Origin of the sequence: Pseudorhodoplanes sp. (assembly GCF_035565855.1) — a bacterium.
In the GTDB taxonomy this organism is placed as follows: domain Bacteria; phylum Pseudomonadota; class Alphaproteobacteria; order Rhizobiales; family Xanthobacteraceae; genus Pseudorhodoplanes.
Map to the genome: position 1 here is coordinate 12,562 of NZ_DATMRX010000251.1, position 18,801 is coordinate 31,362.

General features: G+C 62.9%; 17 protein-coding genes. 11 read left to right on the forward strand and 6 right to left on the reverse strand.

Going from position 1 to position 18,801, the window contains the following annotated elements; genetic code table 11:
- Nucleotides 1-310 precede the first annotated feature (310 nt).
- Together secA and VN004_RS14275 are read left to right on the forward strand one after the other, a co-directional pair.
- Nucleotides 311-3,106, forward strand: coding sequence for a preprotein translocase subunit SecA (gene secA, locus VN004_RS14270; RefSeq protein WP_325611222.1), 2,796 nt, complete (start codon nt 311-313; stop codon nt 3,104-3,106).
- Between the two features lie 148 nt (nt 3,107-3,254).
- On the forward strand, nt 3,255-3,863 hold the full coding sequence (locus VN004_RS14275) for an HPF/RaiA family ribosome-associated protein (protein ID WP_325611225.1): 609 nt from the start codon (nt 3,255-3,257) through the stop codon (nt 3,861-3,863).
- Here VN004_RS14275 and VN004_RS14280 read toward each other — a convergent pair.
- The 4 genes from VN004_RS14280 to VN004_RS14295 all read right to left on the reverse strand — a co-directional run bounded on the left by VN004_RS14280 (nt 3,860) and on the right by VN004_RS14295 (nt 7,763).
- Nucleotides 3,860-5,308: a murein L,D-transpeptidase family protein gene (locus tag VN004_RS14280; protein WP_325611228.1), complete on the reverse strand. Its 1,449-nt coding sequence runs from the start codon at nt 5,306-5,308 to the stop codon at nt 3,860-3,862. The two genes, VN004_RS14275 and VN004_RS14280, sit on opposite strands and share 4 nt — an antisense overlap.
- A gap of 280 nt (nt 5,309-5,588) precedes the next feature.
- Nucleotides 5,589-6,545: an acetyl-CoA carboxylase carboxyltransferase subunit alpha gene (locus VN004_RS14285; RefSeq protein ID WP_325611230.1), complete on the reverse strand. Its 957-nt coding sequence runs from the start codon at nt 6,543-6,545 to the stop codon at nt 5,589-5,591.
- 90 nt (nt 6,546-6,635) lie between these two features.
- Nucleotides 6,636-7,604 carry a site-specific tyrosine recombinase XerD gene (locus VN004_RS14290; protein ID WP_325611233.1) on the reverse strand — a complete coding sequence of 323 codons (969 nt, stop codon included), beginning with the start codon at nt 7,602-7,604 and terminating at the stop codon, nt 6,636-6,638.
- A gap of 9 nt (nt 7,605-7,613) precedes the next feature.
- Entirely contained in the window at nt 7,614-7,763 is a 150-nt protein-coding gene (locus tag VN004_RS14295; protein ID WP_325611236.1) for a histidine kinase, read from the reverse strand.
- Between the two features lie 167 nt (nt 7,764-7,930).
- Here VN004_RS14295 and VN004_RS14300 point away from each other — a divergent pair, with 167 nt between their 5' ends.
- The 3 genes from VN004_RS14300 to VN004_RS14310 are packed head-to-tail and all read left to right on the forward strand — an operon-like array spanning nt 7,931 to nt 10,973.
- Complete coding sequence (locus VN004_RS14300; protein WP_325611238.1) at nt 7,931-8,530, forward strand: shikimate kinase; 600 nt, start codon at nt 7,931-7,933, stop codon at nt 8,528-8,530.
- The gene (aroB, locus tag VN004_RS14305; protein WP_325611241.1) at nt 8,527-9,654 is read left to right on the forward strand and encodes a 3-dehydroquinate synthase; all 1,128 of its coding nucleotides are present in this window, start codon (nt 8,527-8,529) and stop codon (nt 9,652-9,654) included. Before VN004_RS14300 ends, aroB begins: the two co-directional genes overlap by 4 nt.
- Nucleotides 9,654-10,973, forward strand: coding sequence for an HlyC/CorC family transporter (locus VN004_RS14310; RefSeq protein ID WP_325611243.1), 1,320 nt, complete (start codon nt 9,654-9,656; stop codon nt 10,971-10,973). The genes aroB and VN004_RS14310 overlap by 1 nt, the downstream gene beginning before the upstream one ends.
- Here VN004_RS14310 and VN004_RS14315 read toward each other — a convergent pair whose 3' ends face one another.
- Nucleotides 10,974-11,252 carry a BolA family protein gene (locus VN004_RS14315; RefSeq protein ID WP_325611246.1) on the reverse strand — a complete coding sequence of 93 codons (279 nt, stop codon included), beginning with the start codon at nt 11,250-11,252 and terminating at the stop codon, nt 10,974-10,976.
- A 108-nt stretch (nt 11,253-11,360) separates the two neighbouring features.
- Between VN004_RS14315 and VN004_RS14320 the strand changes: the two genes are divergently transcribed.
- The 5 genes from VN004_RS14320 to VN004_RS14340 all read left to right on the forward strand — a co-directional run bounded on the left by VN004_RS14320 (nt 11,361) and on the right by VN004_RS14340 (nt 16,961).
- Nucleotides 11,361-11,969: a J domain-containing protein gene (locus tag VN004_RS14320; RefSeq protein WP_325611248.1), complete on the forward strand. Its 609-nt coding sequence runs from the start codon at nt 11,361-11,363 to the stop codon at nt 11,967-11,969.
- Between the two features lie 209 nt (nt 11,970-12,178).
- Nucleotides 12,179-13,177: a cobaltochelatase subunit CobS gene (cobS, locus tag VN004_RS14325; RefSeq protein ID WP_325611250.1), complete on the forward strand. Its 999-nt coding sequence runs from the start codon at nt 12,179-12,181 to the stop codon at nt 13,175-13,177.
- A gap of 124 nt (nt 13,178-13,301) precedes the next feature.
- Entirely contained in the window at nt 13,302-13,973 is a 672-nt protein-coding gene (locus VN004_RS14330; protein ID WP_325611252.1) for a DUF502 domain-containing protein, read from the forward strand.
- A 25-nt stretch (nt 13,974-13,998) separates the two neighbouring features.
- Entirely contained in the window at nt 13,999-15,909 is a 1,911-nt protein-coding gene (cobT, locus tag VN004_RS14335; protein WP_325611255.1) for a cobaltochelatase subunit CobT, read from the forward strand.
- Nucleotides 15,906-16,961 carry an esterase-like activity of phytase family protein gene (locus VN004_RS14340; protein WP_325611259.1) on the forward strand — a complete coding sequence of 352 codons (1,056 nt, stop codon included), beginning with the start codon at nt 15,906-15,908 and terminating at the stop codon, nt 16,959-16,961. Before cobT ends, VN004_RS14340 begins: the two co-directional genes overlap by 4 nt.
- 52 nt (nt 16,962-17,013) lie before the next feature.
- Here VN004_RS14340 and rpmB read toward each other — a convergent pair whose 3' ends face one another.
- A complete protein-coding gene (gene rpmB / locus VN004_RS14345; protein ID WP_325611261.1) occupies nt 17,014-17,304 on the reverse strand; it encodes a 50S ribosomal protein L28 in 291 nt (96 codons plus the stop codon).
- Between the two features lie 256 nt (nt 17,305-17,560).
- Between rpmB and VN004_RS14350 the strand changes: the two genes are divergently transcribed.
- Nucleotides 17,561-18,397 (forward strand): DUF3108 domain-containing protein, encoded by an 837-nt coding sequence (locus VN004_RS14350; protein WP_325611263.1) that lies wholly within the window; start codon nt 17,561-17,563, stop codon nt 18,395-18,397.
- The last annotated feature ends 404 nt before the right edge of the window (nt 18,398-18,801 follow it).

An 18,801-nucleotide genomic window follows, 5' to 3' on the forward strand; every position in this document is an offset into this window, starting at 1 on the left:
GGCGGACACTTACGCAAGGCATATCGCTTGGCAATGCCCGATGTCGCTTAAATTTCGGCAATCGCGCGGCCTCTGGCTCTGATTGACAAGGGTGTAACCCCCTCCTATTTCTGCAAGGTTTCCGGCCGCAATCCCCGAACTTGCCCGCGATCCGGTTAAATTGGGGCGCGCGGCTGGACCATTTCCGGGGCGGATCTGCATTCGGCAGTCTGGCGGTTTCTTGGTGTCACAACTTCGTGTGTCGAACCCATTGAACCAAACCGCGGTTCCAGCGGTCCGAACTAAGATCACCTGAAGAGAAGGATTTCGCATGCTTGGCGCAGTCGCCCGCAAGCTGTTCGGCTCCGCCAATGACCGGCGGATCAAAGGCTACCAGCCGCGTGTCCAGGCGATTAACGCGCTTGAGCCCGAGCTGTCGAAGCTGTCCGACGAGGAATTGCGCGCGCGTACGGCCGAGTTCAAGAAGCAGCTCGCGGAGGGCAAGACCCTCGATGACATCCTGGTCCCGGCATTCGCGACCGTTCGCGAAGCCGGCAAGCGCGTGCTCGGGCAGCGTCACTTCGACGTGCAGTTGATCGGCGGCATGATCCTGCACGAAGGCGGCATCGCCGAGATGAAGACCGGTGAAGGCAAGACCCTGGTGGCGACGCTTCCGGTCTATCTGAATGCGCTCAACGGCCGCGGTGTCCATGTCGTCACCGTCAACGACTATCTCGCCAAGCGCGACGCCGAATGGATGGGCCAGATCTATGGGTTCCTCGGCCTGACCACCGGCATCATCGTGCACGGTCTCGACGACGAGGAGCGCAAACGGGCCTACGAGTGCGACATCACTTACGGGACCAATAACGAGCTCGGCTTCGATTATCTCCGCGACAACATGAAGTATCGCCTGGAGGATATGGTCCAGCGCGGGCATGCTTACGCAATCGTCGACGAAGTGGACTCGATCCTCGTGGACGAGGCGCGGACGCCCCTGATCATTTCCGGGCCGCTCGACGACCGGTCAGATTTTTACAACACCATCGATGCCTATATCCCGCGCCTCGACAAATCGGATTACGAGGTCGACGAGAAGCAGCGCACGGTCAATCTGACCGAAGCCGGCATGGAAAAGATGGAGCAATGGTTCCGCGACGACGGGCTGCTCAAGGGCAATTCGCTCTACGACATCGAGAACGTATCGACGGTCCATCACGTCAATCAGGCGCTGCGCGCGCACAAGCTGTTCCAGCGCGACAAGGACTACATCGTTCGCAACGGCGAGGTTGTGATCATCGACGAGTTCACCGGCCGCATGATGCCGGGCCGCCGCTATTCGGAGGGGCTGCATCAGGCGCTGGAGGCGAAGGAGCATCAGCCGATCCAGCCGGAAAACCAGACGCTGGCCTCGATCACCTTCCAGAATTACTTCCGCATGTACGAGAAGCTCGGCGGCATGACCGGCACCGCGCTCACCGAGGCGGACGAGTTCCTCGACATCTATAATCTGAGCGTGGTCGAGGTGCCGACCAATCGTCCGATGATCCGCGACGATCAGGACGACGAGGTCTATCGCACCAACGCTGAAAAATACGCCGCCATCATCTCTCTGCTCGAAGAGTGCAAGGCCAAGGGCCAGCCGGTTCTGGTCGGCACCACCTCGATCGAGAAATCCGAGACGCTTGCGGAAATGCTGCGCAAGAAGGGCTGGGAGCAGCACGATTTCACCGATCCCAATGCCTTCGCCAAGCTCTATACCGGCGATGAAGGCGCGCAGAAGGCCAAGGTCTTCGCGATCCTGAACGCCCGCTACCACGAACAGGAGGCGTATATCGTCTCGCAGGCCGGCGTGCCGGGCGCGATCACCATTGCGACCAACATGGCCGGCCGCGGCACCGACATCCAGCTCGGTGGCAATGCCGACATGCGGATCAAGCAGGAGCTTGTCGGCATCGAAGGCGAGGAGCGGGAGCGGCGCGAGAAGGAAATCCGCGAGCAGGTGGCGCGGCTGAAGGAAAAGGCACTGGCCGCTGGCGGGCTGTTCGTGCTCGGCACCGAGCGCCACGAGAGCCGCCGCATCGACAACCAGTTGCGCGGCCGTTCGGGCCGCCAGGGCGATCCGGGCCGTTCCAAGTTCTTCCTGTCGCTGGAAGACGACCTGATGCGCATCTTCGGATCGGACAAGCTTGATGGCATGCTGACCAAGCTCGGCCTCAAGGAAGGCGAAGCCATCATCCATCCGTGGATCAACAAGGCGCTGGAAAAGGCGCAGCAGAAGGTCGAGGCGCGCAACTTCGACCTGCGCAAGAACATCCTGAAATATGACGACGTCGCGAACGATCAGCGCAAGGTGATCTTCGACCAGCGCATCGATCTGATGAAGGATGAGAATGTTTCCGAGACCGTCAACGACATGCGCCACGCGCTGATCGATGAGCTGGTCTCCAAGCATATTCCCGAGAACGCCTATCCCGAGCAATGGGACACCGCCAATCTCCAGGATGCGGTGAAGCACATCCTCAACCTCGATCTGCCGATTCAGGACTGGGCGAAAGAGGAAGGCATTGCCGACGATGAGGTCCGCGAGCGGATCACCAAGCGGGCCGACGAGCACATGGCCGCAAAAGTCGCGCAATACGGTCCGGAAGTGATGCGGTATGTCGAGAAATCGATCCTGCTGCAAACGCTCGACCATCTGTGGCGCGAACATCTGGTGATGCTCGAACATCTGCGTCAGGTGGTCGGCCTGCGCGGCTATGGTCAGCGCGATCCGCTGAACGAGTACAAGTCCGAAGCCTTCCAGCTGTTCGAAACCATGATCGCGAACCTGCGCGAAGGCGTGACGGCTCAGCTCATGCGGGTTGAGATCGTGCAGGCGCCGCCGGAGGATACGCAACAGCAGCTTCCCTATATGGAAGCCCACAAGATCGACCCCTTCACCGGCGAGGACGAGATGGCATTCGCGGACGCGACGCTGTCGCCGGCGATGGCGGGCAACGGCACGCAACGGGCGGTCGATCGGGACCCGAATAATCCGGCGACCTGGGGCAAGGTCGGACGCAACGAAAGCTGTCCTTGCGGTTCGGGGAAGAAATACAAGCACTGCCACGGCCGCTTCGCCTGAGCGTCCATCGCCGTCGCGCCCCAAATCTGGTAATAGTGAAGGCCGGGCGTGAGCCCGGCCTTTTCACTGCGGACGGCTGCCGACGCCCGCCGAAACAATTTCTTCGGGCCGTGCGTTGGCGTTCATATAGCCAGCGAGTGCAAACCAGATGCAGGTCCCTCTCGAAATCGCCTTTCACAATCTCGATCATTCCGACTGGGCCGAGGACCAAATTCGAGACCACGTCGCGCGGCTCGAAGACATTTATAACCGGCTGACGTCATGCCGCGTTCGCGTCGATCAACGCGCGAACAATGCGAACCAGACCATTCCGCCGGTGGTGCGCATCGAGATCGGCATTCCGGGCTACAAGGATATCGTGGTCTCGCACGAGCCCGAGCATTTGCAACGCAGGTTTCAACGGCCCGATCTACACAACGCCATCAACGAAGCCTTCCGTATCGCCGAACGTCAGCTCAGCGAATTCAAGGAGCGGCTTGCCGATCGCAAGACAGCGCTGACACACGAGGCCGCCAATGAATTCCTGGGCCAGGTTGCGGAAGTCCAAGCCGAGCGCGACCACGGCTTCGTCCTGACCAAGGAAGGCGGGCTGCTTTATTTCCACCGCAATGCGGTGCTGGTCGGCGACTTCGATCGCCTCAAGCGCGGCGACGCGGTGAGTTACGTCGAAGAGGTCGGCGACACCGGGCCGATCGCAACCAAGGTCAGGTTGAGGTCAGGTTCGAACGGCAGCGCCGCTCAGGACGGGTCCGCCTAGCGGAACGCGCTCCACCGGCTGTCGAAGCTGTTGCTGGACGGGGCGGGTTGGGCGCCGCTCATCACCCCGTTCTGCGCCGGCGCTGGCTGGGCGGCAGGGGCTTCCGCGGTCTTGACCTGCGGAGCATTACGCGGGGCGGCAGCAGCCTGTTTCGCTGCGGAGGCCTCGCCGTCGCTTTGCGCCGGGTTCGAGCCGCGCAGACCGACCACGCGCTGGATCTTGGCCTTCATGCCCTCGCGCTCGCGCTTCGGCGCGGGCTTGGGCATTTCGACGGCTGCGACCTGCGCCGGCTGCGGATCGGTGGACCCGGTGCGGAAGAAATTGCCAAGCTTCTCCGTGAAGCTGAGGTCGCGAGTCGCCGGTTGCGCGGTCTGCGGCACGCTCACGCTCGCGGTCTGAACCGGCTCGGCCGCTACAGGCGAGCTGGCGATGTCGTTATTCCATGCCGGCGCGCTGACCATGACATTGCCGGCCGCATTGCGGTCGACGACGAGCTTGACGTTGCCGCGCTCGTCAACGATTTCGCGCGGCTGCAGCTTGGCGACGAAAGTCGGATGCATGCCGCCGTCTCGCCCTGACTTGATCGGCGCGGTCGGCGTACCACGCGCGCTCAACTGAGCGATCTGCATGTCGTCATTGCGCTTCTTTTCGTAGACGGCGGAGGCGATCTCCTGCGGCACCTCGTAGACCGGGCAAGCGCCGCGCGGGCTGAAATTGAGCGGCTGCGCGCCGCCATTGGGCGACTGCGCATTGAAGACGTAGCGCTTCTCGCAGACGTTGACCTTGGGTTCGAGCCGCGTCACCTCGAAATGGTCATAGCCTTCCTTGAGCATACGCCAGAACGGCATGTGCGGATTGTTCCGATGCTTGGCCATGTTGGCCGGCGTCATGCGGAACGGAAAGGCCTGGACCTGGAAGGACTTCTGACCGCCGAAGAAGGACTCGCGACCGAGCGCGAAGATTTCCAGAATCTGTTCGTCGGTCATCGCGTAGCAGCCGCGTGACGAGCAGTCGCCATGCACCATCAGGTGAGCGCCTGTGCGGTCATGCGCGCGATCGAACGCGTTCGGATAGCCGAGATTGAACGCCAGATAGAACTGCGAGTTCGGGTTCATCTGGGCTGGCGTGATGTCGTAGAATCCTTCCGGCGCCTGCCGATCGCCTTCCCGGACCTTCGGCCCGAGATCGCCGGACCATTTGCAGATCGGGTAGGTCTTCAACAGAGCGAAGCGGCCGGTTCGGTCCTGCTTCCAGACCTCAAGTTCGGATTCCGATTTGAAGACGCGCACCAGAATCGGTGACGAGACGTCCATGTTCTTTTCGGCAATGTCCGCGAGCAGCCTCGGCGGAATCGGGGCGTTGGACTTGCCGGCGGTGTAAGGGAGCGAGCCGTCTGACTTGCAGCCGGAAAGCGACACAGCGCAGATCAGGGCGGCGGACACCATCAGCGTCCGCAACAAAACAGGCCGCAACGTCAAACCCTTGGCCCCCACGCGATCGGCCTTTCCCCCAGCAGGAAAGGAAGAGTGCTACCCCTCCGTCCCATACTGCGCAAGGGCCCGAAAGCCCCCGTCTCCGTTGACCATATTACGATCAACAACCCGTAAAATCAGCAGAAATAGAGTTGTTCAAGGCGGCGGGATTATGGCCGAATCGCGGCAGCGCCGATGTTGTGGTTAACGGCCGAGCGCATGCTGGGGCGAGGACGGTACCATATGCCGCCGGTCAGAGGGCGTTGCGGCCGATGGCCAGGAACTTGTCCCGGCGCATTTTTCGCACCGTCGCCCGATCCAGCTCCTTGAGCGAGCCAAATGCCGCGGCTATCGCGGCGGCGGCGGCTGCGATCGCGCCCTCCGGGTCCCGATGGGCGCCGCCCACGGGCTCGGGGACGATCTCGTCGACCACGCCAAACCGAAGCAGGTCCTGCGCCGTGATCTTCATGTTGGTCGCCGCGTCCTGCGCCTTGCCGGTGTCGTGCCACAGAATCGAGGCGGCCCCTTCGGGCGAGATGACGCTGTAGATCGCGTGTTCCAGCATCAGCACCCGATTGGCGGTGGCGATGGCAATGGCCCCGCCCGACCCGCCTTCTCCCAGGATCAGGGCGACATTCGGCACGCAGAGATTGAGGCACGCCTCGGTCGAACGCGCGATCGCTTCGGCCTGCCCGCGTTCCTCGGCGTCGATCCCCGGATAGGCGCCTGCGGTATCGACCAGCGCGAGAACCGGAATGTCGAAGCGGTCGGCCATCTCCATCAGGCGCACGGCCTTGCGATAGCCCTCTGGCCGCGCCATTCCGAAATTGTGCTTGATCCGGGCCTCGGTGGTGGACCCTTTCTCGTGCCCGATCACGCACACGCTTTCACCCCGGAAACGGCCAAACCCGCCGACGATCGCATCGTCGTCGCCGAATTTCCGGTCGCCGGAGAGCGGGACGAAGTCCTCGATGGTGGCGTTGATGAAATCGAGGCAGTGCGGCCGCTGCGGGTGGCGCGCGACCTGCGTCTTCTGCCAGGGGGTCAACTCCCGATAGAGTTCCCGCAGGGTCGTGGCCGCCTTGGTCTCGAGCCGCGAAATCTCCTCGTCGACCTGAACCTCGCCGCCGTCGGATTGGACGGCTTTCAGTTCCTCGATCTTGGCTTCGAGTTCGGCGACCGGTTTTTCAAAATCGAGATAAGAGCGCATCGCTTTTGCGGGATTGCGGGCGGTGCGCCCGGGGCCGGGCGCACATGACCCTTTGGCGGGCATAAGTCAAGCAAAGCAGGGCTTTACGGGTCAACGTCTCTGGCCGGCCGGCTCGGCGGAATCGTTCAGGGGATGAAGATCCCGGACCAGATTTTTGAGACGCTCCTCGAGGATGTGAGTGTAAATCTGGGTGGTCGATATGTCGGAATGGCCGAGCAGGGTCTGCACGACGCGCAAGTCGGCGCCGTTCTGCAGCAGATGGCTGGCGAAGGCATGGCGCAGGACGTGCGGGCTGACCGCGTCCGCGCGCAACCCGCTGCGTGCAGCCAGAGCCTTCAGGTCGCGTGCGAAATGTTGCCGCGTCAGGTGGCCCTCCTCGCCAAAGGACGGAAACAGCCAGTTGGAGTCCTGGTGGCGGGTGCCAGCCAGCAGCGCGCGGTAAGCGGCCATCGCTTCGCGCGCCGGCTCGTTGAGCGGCACCATCCGCTCCTTGCCGCCCTTGCCGCGCACCAGCAGCATGCGTTGGTCGCCGCGCGCGGCCGAGGCCGGAAGCGCGACCAGTTCCGAAACCCGCAGGCCCGTCGCATAGAGCAGTTCCAGCAGACAATGCAGGCGCGCGGCGCGCTGACGCTCGCTCGCCGACAGTTCGGGATCCTGCGTCTGTTCGCGGGCGGCGGCGATCAGCCGGTCGACGTCGGAGATCGACAGGGTCTTGGGCAATGAGCGACCGCGCTTGGGTCCTTCGAGGATCGCCGCAGGGTCGTCGGCCCGGTAGCGTTCGGCATAAAGGAAGCGATAAAGCTGGCGCAGCGCCGACAATTTGCGCGCGACGGAGGAGGGGCTCAGCCCGCGCCTTGCGAGATCGCCGAGATAACCGCGCAGATCGTCGCTCGTTGTTTCCAGAAGCCCGAGTCCGGCCGCGGAGATGTAGCTGGAAAAATCATCGAGATCCGTGCGATAGGCGGCAAGCGTATTAGGGCGGGCGCCACGTTCAGCCGCCAGCATGTCGAGAAACAACGCGATCAGCTTGTGGTCGGATCTGCTGGCGCTGCGCGGCATGGCCACCCACTAGCGTTGCTTGCTGAAGCGCTCCTGCGGGACCGTGACGCTGATCTCGCGGGATTGCGGTTGAACCAGCACGGTCAGGGCGAGCATCCCGCCATAGATTGTCCCGACGATGATCGCGACGGCTGCGAGAAAGCGAAAGAGACTCGGCATGACGATCCGGGCGCCGCTGGTCGATGGATGGGATGCGCGAGTACCACCATGTTCGCGCCGTCGTGACAAGCATGGGCCGGAGAGGGGCCCCGCACAAGCCGTTCCGGGGTTGCAATCTGCCGCACGTGCTATAGTCCGCATCGCATCTCAAGGACACCGCCGAGCGCATGTCGCAGACCATGGTCCATAACGCCTCCCGCGCGCCGGAGAGGAACATTCTCGAGGCGCTCGGCCGCCGCTCGCTGGTGCTGGTCGGCATGATGGGCGCCGGCAAGTCATCGGTTGGCCGCAAGCTGGCGACCCGGCTTGTCTTGCCGTTTGTCGATGCGGATACGGAGATCGAGTCCGCCGCCGGCATGAGCATCCCTGAAATCTTCGAGGTCCGCGGGGAGCCCGAATTTCGGTCGGGCGAAGCGCGCGTGATCGCTCGGTTGCTCGAAGCCGGGCCGCAGGTTCTGGCAACCGGCGGGGGTGCGTATATGAACCCCGATACGCGCGACCTGATCGGCCAGAAGGGCGTGTCGATCTGGCTGAAGGCGGATTTCGATGTCCTGATCAAGCGAATCAGGCGGCGGACCGACCGGCCACTGCTGCGCACAGCAGATCCGGAGGCCACGCTCAAACGGCTGATCGCCGAACGCTATCCGGTCTATACGCTGGCCGATCTGACGATCGAGTCACGCGACGTATCCCATGAGGTCATCGTGGACGAGATTATCGAAGCATTGGCAGCGCATTTTTCAGCCGCGGAAGGACGTCCGGCATGACCCTGCAGCCTCGCGCCGGAGATCCGATCATTGTCGATGTCGCGCTTGCCGGACGGTCCTATGACATTGTCATCGGGCGGGGTTTGCTGGAGGAACTGGGCGAGCGGATCGCCGCGCTACGGCCGGGCGCCCGGGTCGCCATCGTCACCGACGAGGTCGTCGCCGCGCAGCATCTCGCTCAGGCGGAGGCTTCGCTTGCGAAGGCCGGAATCGCCAGCAGCCGCGTGATCGTTCCGGCCGGAGAAGCTTCAAAAAGCTATGCGGTGTTCGAGCGGGTCTGCGAGGACGTCATCGCGGCGCGGATCGAGCGCGGCGATCTGATCGTCGCGCTGGGCGGTGGCGTGATCGGCGATCTCGCCGGCTTCGTCGCATCCGCCCTGAGGCGCGGCATCGATTTCGTGCAGGTGCCGACCACGTTGCTGGCGCAGGTGGATTCCTCGGTCGGCGGCAAGACCGGCATCAATTCGCGGCACGGCAAGAATCTCGTCGGCGCATTCCATCAGCCGATCCTCGTGCTCGCCGACACATCCCTGCTGGACACCTTGCCGCTCCGCATCATGCGCGCCGGCTATGCCGAGGTCGCGAAATACGGATTGCTCGGCGATGCCGACTTCTTCGCCTGGCTCGAAGCCAACTGGCGCGATGTCTTCGCGGGAAGCGCAGCGCGCGAACACGCCATCGCGGTCAGCTGTCGGATGAAAGCGCAGATCGTCGCCCGCGACGAGCGGGAAACCGGCGACCGCGCATTGCTCAATCTCGGCCACACCTTCGGTCATGCGCTCGAGGCGGCGGCGGGCTTTTCCGACCGGCTCTACCATGGCGAGGCGATCTCCATCGGCATGGTCCTCGCCTTCGCCTTCTCGGCCCGTCGCGGATTGTGTACGCCCGCCGACGCCGAACGCGCGGCCAAACATCTCGCGGCCGTCGGACTGCCGACGCGGATCGCGGACATTCCGGGCGAGACGCCGAACGCGGATCGCCTGATCGAGCTGATCGGCCAGGACAAGAAGGTGAAGCGCGGCCGGCTTACTTTCATCCTGGTGCATGGGATCGGACGCAGCTTCATCGCGCCCGATATCGACGTTCGCGATGTGCATGACTTCCTGATCGAACAACTGCGCTGATGCTCGCACAAGACTGGCTGGCATTGCTGGCGATTCTGGTCTGTCTCGCGCTGTCGTTTTTCTTCTCCGGCAGCGAGACGGCGCTGACGGCGTTTTCTCGCGCCCGCATGTTGCGGATGGAAAAATCCGGCAACCGCAGCGCCGCGATCGTCAATCGGCTGATGGAGGCGCGCGAGCGACTGATCGGCGGTATCCTGCTTGGAAACAATGCGGTGAATATCGCCGCGTCGTCGCTTGCCACCGGCCTGATGCTGGCATGGTTCGGCGATGTCGGCGTGGTCTATGCAACCGTGATCATGACTGCGGTTGTGGTCGTCTTCACCGAGGTCCTGCCGAAAACCATTGCCATCAACGCGCCGGACCGCGGTGCGCTTCTGGTTGCGCGGCCGATCCGGTGGGTGGTGACGATACTTGGTCCGATCCTGATCTGGATCGAGCGGTTCGTTCGCTGGTTGTTGTCGTCATTCGGTCTGAAGATCGGCGAAAGCCAGCCGATTCTCTCCGCCCGCGAAGAGCTGCGCGGCACGATGGATCTCTTGCATCGGGACGGTACGGTGGAGAAGCACGATCGCGACATGATGGGCGGCGTGCTCGATCTGCGTGAGTTGCAGGTGCTCGACGTCATGATCCACCGCACCGAAATGATCACGGTCTGCGCCGACGACAGTTCCGAGGCCGTGTTGAAGGCGGTGCTGGATGCGCCGGTGACGCGGATCCCGCTCTGGAGCCGGACGCCGGACAATTTCGTCGGCATCCTGCATGTGAGAGACCTCCTGGTCGCGCTTCAGGAGGCCGGGGGCAATCTGTCAAAGATCGACGTCGTGTCGCTGGCCCGGCCGCCCTGGTTCGTGCCGACCGTCCGCCCGCTGACGGAGCAGCTCAAGGCGTTCCGCCGCCGCAAGACGCCGCTCGCGCTGGTCGTCGACGAATATGGCGAGGTCATGGGCCTCGTGACCCTCGAAGACATCATCGAGGAGATCGTCGGAGACATCACCGACGAGCACGACGTCGACTTGCCCGGCGTGTGGCCGCAGCCGGACGGGTCAGTGCATGTCGAAGGCAGCGTGCCGATTCGCGATCTCAATCGCGCCATGGAGTGGAACCTGCCGGACGAGGAGGCCACGACGATCGCCGGCCTCGTTATTCACGAGGCGCGCCTGATACCGGATGTCGGCCAGACCTTTACCTTCTACGGGTTCCGTTTCGGCGTGCTGCTGAAGGATCGCAACAGAATCACGTCGCTGCGCATCACACCGCTGGCGCGCAATCCGATTTTCGGAATCGCCTCGGACCATATGAAAGGCAGCGAGGCGCGTTGATCATTCGCCGGCGCCTTCTCCCGGCGCGGAGGCATGGACGGCAAGTGCATGGACGCCGCCCGCAAGTTCGGCCGCGAGCGTGGCATTGATCGCACGGTGTCGTTCGATGCGGCTCTTGCCGCGGAACGCCTCCGACACGATATGAACACGGTAATGCGTTTCTCCGCCGGGGCGATGCCCGGCATGACCAGCATGCAAATGAGACTCATCGTCGACGCGGAGGCTTTCGGGCGCGAAAGCTTCCGTCAATTTCTTTGTGATGACATCTTTCGTTCGCATGTTCTCGACCCGACGCGGCATCGCACTCCGAATAACCTGAAAACAGGATCAATCTCGGAAATGTCAAGTCTTGAACCTTTGGCTGCATTTTTCGCATACTCGTAACTGATGAAACTCGACTCTCCATTGTTCGACAAAATTCGGGTCAAGCCGGGCGAAGATCGTCGCGCGCGCACGACCGAACATGTCTGCGAATGGCCGGGCTGCAGCAACGAGGCGACGCATCGCGCGCCAAAGGGCCGAGGCCGCGAAAAGGATTACTGGCGCTACTGCCTCGACCACGTGCGCGAGTACAATCAGAACTACAATTTTTTCCAGGGAATGAGCGATGACGATGTCCGGCGTTACCAGAAGGACGCCCTGACCGGCCATCGGCCAACCTGGAAGATGGGCACCGGCAAATATTCTGACCCGGGGCGGTTCTATGCCGAAAACGGCATCGACCCGCTCGACATGTATCGCGAATTTGCAGGGGGGAGCCCGTCGGGCAAGGCGCGGGCCAAGGCCGAGGCGCGGACCATCCGGAATGCCGAGCGCAAGGCGCTCGATACGCTGGGTCTGGAGGTCGGCGTAACGAAGTCGCAGATCAAGGCCAAGTTCCATGACCTCGTGAAGCGGCATCACCCGGACAGCAACGGTGGCGACCGCTCGACCGAGGACCGCCTGATCGAGATCATCCAAGCCTATAATTATTTAAAATCGGCCGGATTCGCCTGACCACCCAGCCGGGCGGCGCGCGTTCGCATTCCTGCCCCGCCTTTCCGGAAGGGCACGGAATCCCTATCTACAGGCCACACTCCGACAGACAGCATAAAGGCTTCACGGGTTTCGCGCCCGATGGCCTTTCTGCTAGGTTGGCGGGAACCGATTTGCCAACCTGAAGCGTCACTTTTGCGCGCCCGGTCCGGCTGGCGCATGGAGAAACAATGGCTACTGCATCCCAGGAAATTACCCAGGGCCCCGGCGGCCTGCCCGACATGAAGGTCTCGGTCCGTCAGGTCTTCGGGATCGATTCGGATCTGGAGGTCCCGGCCTATTCGGAGCCGGACGAGCACGTGCCGGATCTCGATCCCGATTACCTGTTCGACCGCCCGACGACCCTGGCGATCCTGGCCGGCTTCGCCCGCAATCGGCGCGTGATGGTCACCGGATATCACGGCACCGGCAAATCGACGCATATCGAGCAGGTGGCGGCGCGCCTCAACTGGCCGTGCGTTCGCGTCAATCTGGACAGTCACATCAGCCGTGTCGACCTGGTCGGCAAGGATGCGATTGTCATTCGCGACGGCATGCAGGTCACCGAGTTCCGCGACGGCATTTTGCCCTGGGCGCTTCAGCACAACATCGCGATGTGTTTCGACGAATACGATGCCGGCCGCCCGGACGTGATGTTCGTCATCCAGCGCGTGCTCGAGCAGTCCGGCCGTCTCACGCTGCTGGATCAGAACAAGGTCATTCGTCCGCACCCGAGCTTCCGGCTGTTCGCGACCGCGAACACGGTCGGTCTCGGTGACACGACCGGTCTCTATCACGGCACCCAGCAGATCAATCAGGGCCAGATGGACAGGTGGTCGATCGTGACCACGCTCAACTATCTGCCGCACGACAAGGAAGTCGAGATCGTGCTGGCCAAAGCCAAGCATTATCGAAACGAGGAAGGACGCGACATCGTCAGCAAGATGGTGCGCATCGCCGATCTCACGCGAAATGCGTTCATGAATGGCGATCTGTCGACGGTGATGAGCCCGCGCACCGTCATCACCTGGGCCGAGAATGCCGAGATCTTCGGTGACGTCGGCTTTGCCTTCCGCGTCACCTTCGTGAACAAATGCGATGAGCTCGAGCGGCCGATCGTGGCGGAATTCTATCAGCGCAGCTTCGGGCAGGAGCTGCCGGAATCGTCGGTGAATGTTGCGTTGACCTAGTGCGCGTGACCTGTGCTCTAATTTTTCGGAGGGCCGGACCCCGGTGAAGCTCAGGCGGGATCAGCAACCCCGATACCGCTCGATCGTGCCGGACCGGGCCTGGAAATCGGACTGGTAGCCTCTCATGACGCACATGTTTCGCACGTTCGTCTCCGGGCTGATCCTGTTACTGCCATTGATCATCACGCTGGCGGTGGTGGCGTGGCTCGGGCAATTCATCATTGCCTATGTCGGGCCATCGAGCGTGGTCGGGCATGCCTTGATGACCATCGGCTTCAGTTTCTCCGCGTCACAGTTTGTCGCCTATCTGATCGGGCTGATCGTTTTCATGGTCGTCGTCTATCTGCTCGGTCTTGCCGTCGAATCGAAACTGCGCAGCCATCTGTCCCAATTCCTCGATTCGACGATGCGGCGGATTCCGCTGATCGGAAACCTGTACGATCTGATCCATCGCTTCGTCGCCTTGATTGACAAGAAAGACGTCGACGGGCTCAAGAGCATGAGCCCGGTCTGGTGCTTTTTCGGCGGCCCCGACAGTGCGGCGGTGCTGGCGCTCTTGCCGACGCCTGAACCGATCATGGTCGGCGACACGCCCTATCATGCCGTGCTCATTCCTTCGGCTCCGATACCGGTCGGCGGATGTCTTGCCTATGTGCCGGCCGAATGGGTGCAACCGGCCGATGTCGGCGTCGACAAACTGGTCAGCATCTATGTGTCCATGGGCGTGTCATCGCCCTCGAAGATCGCGCCATTGCCGATACCCGACGCGGCAAAGCGCAATCTGGCGGTGACCTAACCGGCCCAGCAACGAACGAAAAGACATGTCCTCAAACTACAAACCGAAAGCCTCGGCCAAGGAATCTCCGAACGAGCCGTTCAAGCGGGCGGTGGCCGGTTGTTTGCGCGCGATCGCGAAGCGGCCGGAAATGGAGGTCGCCTTCGCTGCCGAGCGTCCTGGACTGATCGGCGGCAAGGCGAGGCTGCCGGAGCCGCCGCGCAAGCTGAGCAAGGCCGAGGCCGCGATCGTCCGCGGCCATGCCGATTCGATCGCGCTCAAGGTCGCCTGCCACGATCCGAATGTGCATCGCCGGCTGGTGCCGGGCGGGCAACAGGCGCGCGCCGTGTTCGACGCTGTGGAGCAGGCGCGTGTGGAGGCAATCGGTTCGCGTCGCATGGCGGGCATGGCGAAGAACCTGTCCGCCATGCTCGACGACAAGTTCCACCGCGGAAAGTTCGACGACATCACCGATCGCGCCGACGCGCCGATCGAGGAAGCGGTGGCCATGATGGTGCGAGAGCGCCTGACCGGACTTGCGCCGCCGCCTGCCGCGCGCAAGCTCGTCGAGCTGTGGCGTCCGATCATCGAGAACAAGGCAGGTCGCGGGCTCGACCGGCTTGAACACCTGATCGATGACCAGGCGCGTTTCGGCGATGCCATCCACGATCTGCTCGATGCGCTGGACATGGGTGAGGATCGCAATCGCGATTCGGAAGAAGACGAGGATTCCGAGCAGAACGAAGACGACCGCAGCCAGAGCGAAGACGGCGAGCAGGGCGAGACGTCGGAATCCGAGGACCTGCAGCGCATGTCGGTCGAGGAGGCCGAGGCCTCGGCGGAGGATGCTCAGGAGGCAACCGCAGAAGCGACCGATGCGCCGAGTTCGGACATGGCCGACGACACCGACATGGGCGATTCGGAAACGCCGTCCGAGCCGTGGCGTCCGCGTTCGGGGCACAATGAGCATCGCGGGCCGGAATACGGCGCCTTCGTCACCAAGTTCGACGAGGAAATCGCGGCGGAGGATCTTTGCGAGCCGGAAGAGCTCGACCGGTTGCGAAGCTATCTCGACAAGCAATTGTCGCATCTGCAGGGCGTCGTTGCGCGCCTCGCCAACAGGCTGCAACGGCGGCTGATGGCGCAGCAGAACCGCGCTTGGGAATTCGACCTCGAGGAAGGCATCCTCGATCCGGCGCGGTTGTCGCGCATCATTGTCGATCCGATGCATCCGCTCTCGTTCAAGCGGGAAAAGGACACGAATTTCCGCGATACCGTGGTGACGCTGCTGCTCGACAATTCCGGATCCATGCGCGGCCGTCCCATCACCGTCGCCGCCACCTGCGCCGACATTCTTGCGCGCACGCTGGAGCGCTGCGGGGTCAAGGTGGAAATTCTGGGCTTCACCACGCGGGCCTGGAAGGGCGGTCAATCGCGCGAGGCATGGCTTGCCGCCGGCAAGCCGGCCAATCCGGGACGGCTCAACGATCTGCGGCACATCATCTACAAGGCCGCCGATGCGCCGTGGCGCCGCGCGCGCAAGAATCTCGGGTTGATGATGCGCGAAGGCTTGCTGAAGGAGAATATCGACGGTGAGGCGTTGAACTGGGCCTATCGCCGCTTGCTGGCGCGGCCCGAGCAGCGCCGGATCCTGATGATGATCTCCGATGGAGCGCCGGTCGATGACTCGACGCTGTCGGTGAATGCCGGGAATTATCTCGAGCGTCATCTCCGCTGGGTGATCGAGGAAATCGAGACCCGGTCGCCGATCGAGTTGATCGCCATCGGCATCGGCCACGATGTGACGCGCTATTATCGTCGCGCAGTAACCATCGTCGATGCCGAGGAGCTGGGCGGTGCGATGACCGAGAAGCTCGCCGAGCTGTTCGACGACGATGCCGGCTCCGCGGCCGCCGCGACGGCGTTGCGTCGGCTTCCGCGCAGGCTGCATTCGTGATCCCACAAAGGGCGCGCCTGTCGCTGCTTGCAGGCGCGTTCGTCCTGCTGGGCGGCTTTGCAGCCTCCGCACAGCTGCTGCCGCAACGAGCGGCCGAACCGCCGGCGAAGCTGGAAATCCGGACGAGGCCGATCGAGGCCTTCGATCCGCGCGACCCGCAACGCAAACAGTTCGGACGCCTGCTGTTTCGGGGCGGTCTCGAATTGTCGTCGGCGCACAAGCAATTCGGCGGTTTGTCGGGGATCCGCGTGAATGCGGACGGACGCTTCCTCGCGATTTCCGACAGGGCACATTGGTTGCGCGGGCGTATCGTTTATCGGGGCGATGTCCCTGCCGCCATCGTCGACGCCGAAGTTGCGCCGATGCTCTATGCCGATGGCCGGCCGATCACCGCACGGGGGTGGTACGACACCGAAGCGCTCGCTGAAGACGGTGACTCCGTCTATGTAGCGCTCGAGCGCGTGCATCGCATCCTGACGTTCGATTATGGCAGGCGCGGCCTCCTCGCGCGCGCAACGCTGGTGCCGGTGCCGCCGGACATGAGCAAGCTGAACAGCAACAAGGGGATCGAATGCCTGGCTGTCGCGCCGAAAGGCAGCGCCATTGCCGGCGCCTTGATTGCGATTTCCGAGCGCGGACCGGATGCCACACAGAACATCCGCGCCTTCATCATCGGCGGACCGAAACCGGGCACCTTCGCGGTCAAGCGGACCGACGACTTCGATATCGTCGATTGTGCGCTGACGCCGAATGCAGACCTGCTGCTTCTGGAGCGGCATTTCTCCTGGCGGCGCGGGATCGCAATGCGCATCCGCAGGGTTGCCCTGTCCGAGGTCATGCCCGGCGCCGTACTACAGGGCGCAATCCTGATCTCGGCCGATATGGGTTTTCAGATCGACAATATGGAAGGGCTGAGCGCTCACCGCGGTGCGAATGGCGAAACCGTGCTGACGCTGGTGTCGGACGATAATTTCTCGATCATCCAGCGGACGATCTTGCTGCAATTCACGCTTCTGGATGAGCACGCGAATCGCGAGCCGGGCCCGCGGTGACAACCGCACGAGCCCGGACCGGAAGCGGTCAGGCGTCAGATAAGGGACGCGATCAGCTCGCCTTTGCGAGCTTCTTCTCAAGCTGGCGCTTGAGGTCGAGGGCCTTCGGCGACAGGTCCGTTTCCTTTGCCTTGGCGAGGAACCCGTCGAGACCGCCGCGATGATCGACCGTCTTCAGCGCGTTGGCCGAAATGCGGAACCGCACCGTGCGCTCAAGCGCTTCCGATGTCAGGCTGACATTGATCAGGTTCGGCAAGAACCGGCGCTTGGTCTTGCGGTTCGAATGGCTCACCTTGTGCCCGGTCTGGAACGCCTTGCCGGTGAGGTCGCACTTGCGCGACATGACTGAAAATCCCGAATATTGAGGGCGGCACCCACACGGGATGCGCATGCCGATTGCGTTTTCGCGTTAAGACGCGGTCCTATAAAGAGGCCCGGCAAAGCCGTCAAGGTGGAGCGAGCCGGCCTGGGTCCGCAAGCACCACAGAAACGGCATATTCCTGCCGAATCGCTTACGTTCCGGCCGGGACCGACCTCCGATGGTCGCACGGCCGCTATTCGCCGCGATGAGAGGGCCCCGTGGGGCCACAGAGGGCCAAGTGAACGGTTCAGCACGATGCGGCCTTGGGGCGGTGCTCGGCGCGCTCCTTTTCGGCCTGACGGCGCCGGCCGCCCAGGCGCAGGCCCGGCTCGACGCCCGTTACGTTGTGACCCTTGGCGGCGTGAAGCTCGGCGAGGGTTCCTGGCTCGTGGATATCGGCCAGGACCGTTTCTCGGCCGAGGCGAAGGGCGCCACCTCCGGTCTGGCGCGGATTTTCAGCTCCGGCCACGGCACGACGGCGTCGCGCGGCGCCATACGGAACGGGCAATTCGCGCCGTCGCACTACGCCTTTTACGTCAAATGGGGCAAGAAATTCGAAGACCTTCGGATGAAGATGGCGGGCGGAGCGATCAAGGAACTCACCGTCTTGCCGCCGATGGTCGAGCATCCTGACCGCATTCGCGTGAGCGACGCGCACAAGCGCAACGTGATGGATCCGATGACCGGTGCGATGCTGAGGGTTCCGGGCAATGGCGACCTGATGGCCCCGGAGGTCTGCCGGCAGCACGCGCCGATTTTCGACGGTCGCATGCGCTACGATCTGACGCTCGCCTACAAGCGCACCGAGCAGGTTCAAACCGCGGGCTATTCCGGGCCGGCCCTCGTCTGCGCGATCTATTTCGCGCCGCTCGCCGGCTATGTGCCTGACCGCTCTGCCGTCAAATATCTGATCCAGCAGCGGGACATGGAGACATGGCTCGTGCCGATCGCCGGAACGCGCGTGCTGGTCCCCTACAAGGTCGTGATACCAACCCCGATCGGGCAAGGCATTCTGCAAGCGACGCAACTCGCGGTGTCGCCGTTGCCCAGCCGCGCGAGCCTCACGACGCAATAGCGTCGCTTGCAATATCCCCGCTGTCCTCCACATTCGGATCGGTTGCGGGATTGACATAAGGGCTCCGCTCTGAAGCTCGCCGTTTCGACGATGGGCCAGCGCGCGAGCGGATCGAAATCAGAAATGCACACGATCTAGAGGGCTTCCAGTGTAATGCGCTATATATCGCGTGAACGGATATGAACGAGAGCGAGTCAGCGATTCGGGCGCGGTTTGTTCCAGACTCGTTCCGTCACGACGTCTGCAAAGCCGGGATCGGCTTGCAGGTGTTGCGTTGTGATACAGACCGGGTGAAAAGCTGGCGCGCGTCCGCTTGTTGGAAAAAGTCCCGGTCTCACGCTCGATCGTGCCGCCCCGCCGCCTCATGAGACCTCGGTTTTCGGATACTTGATGCCCATTTCATT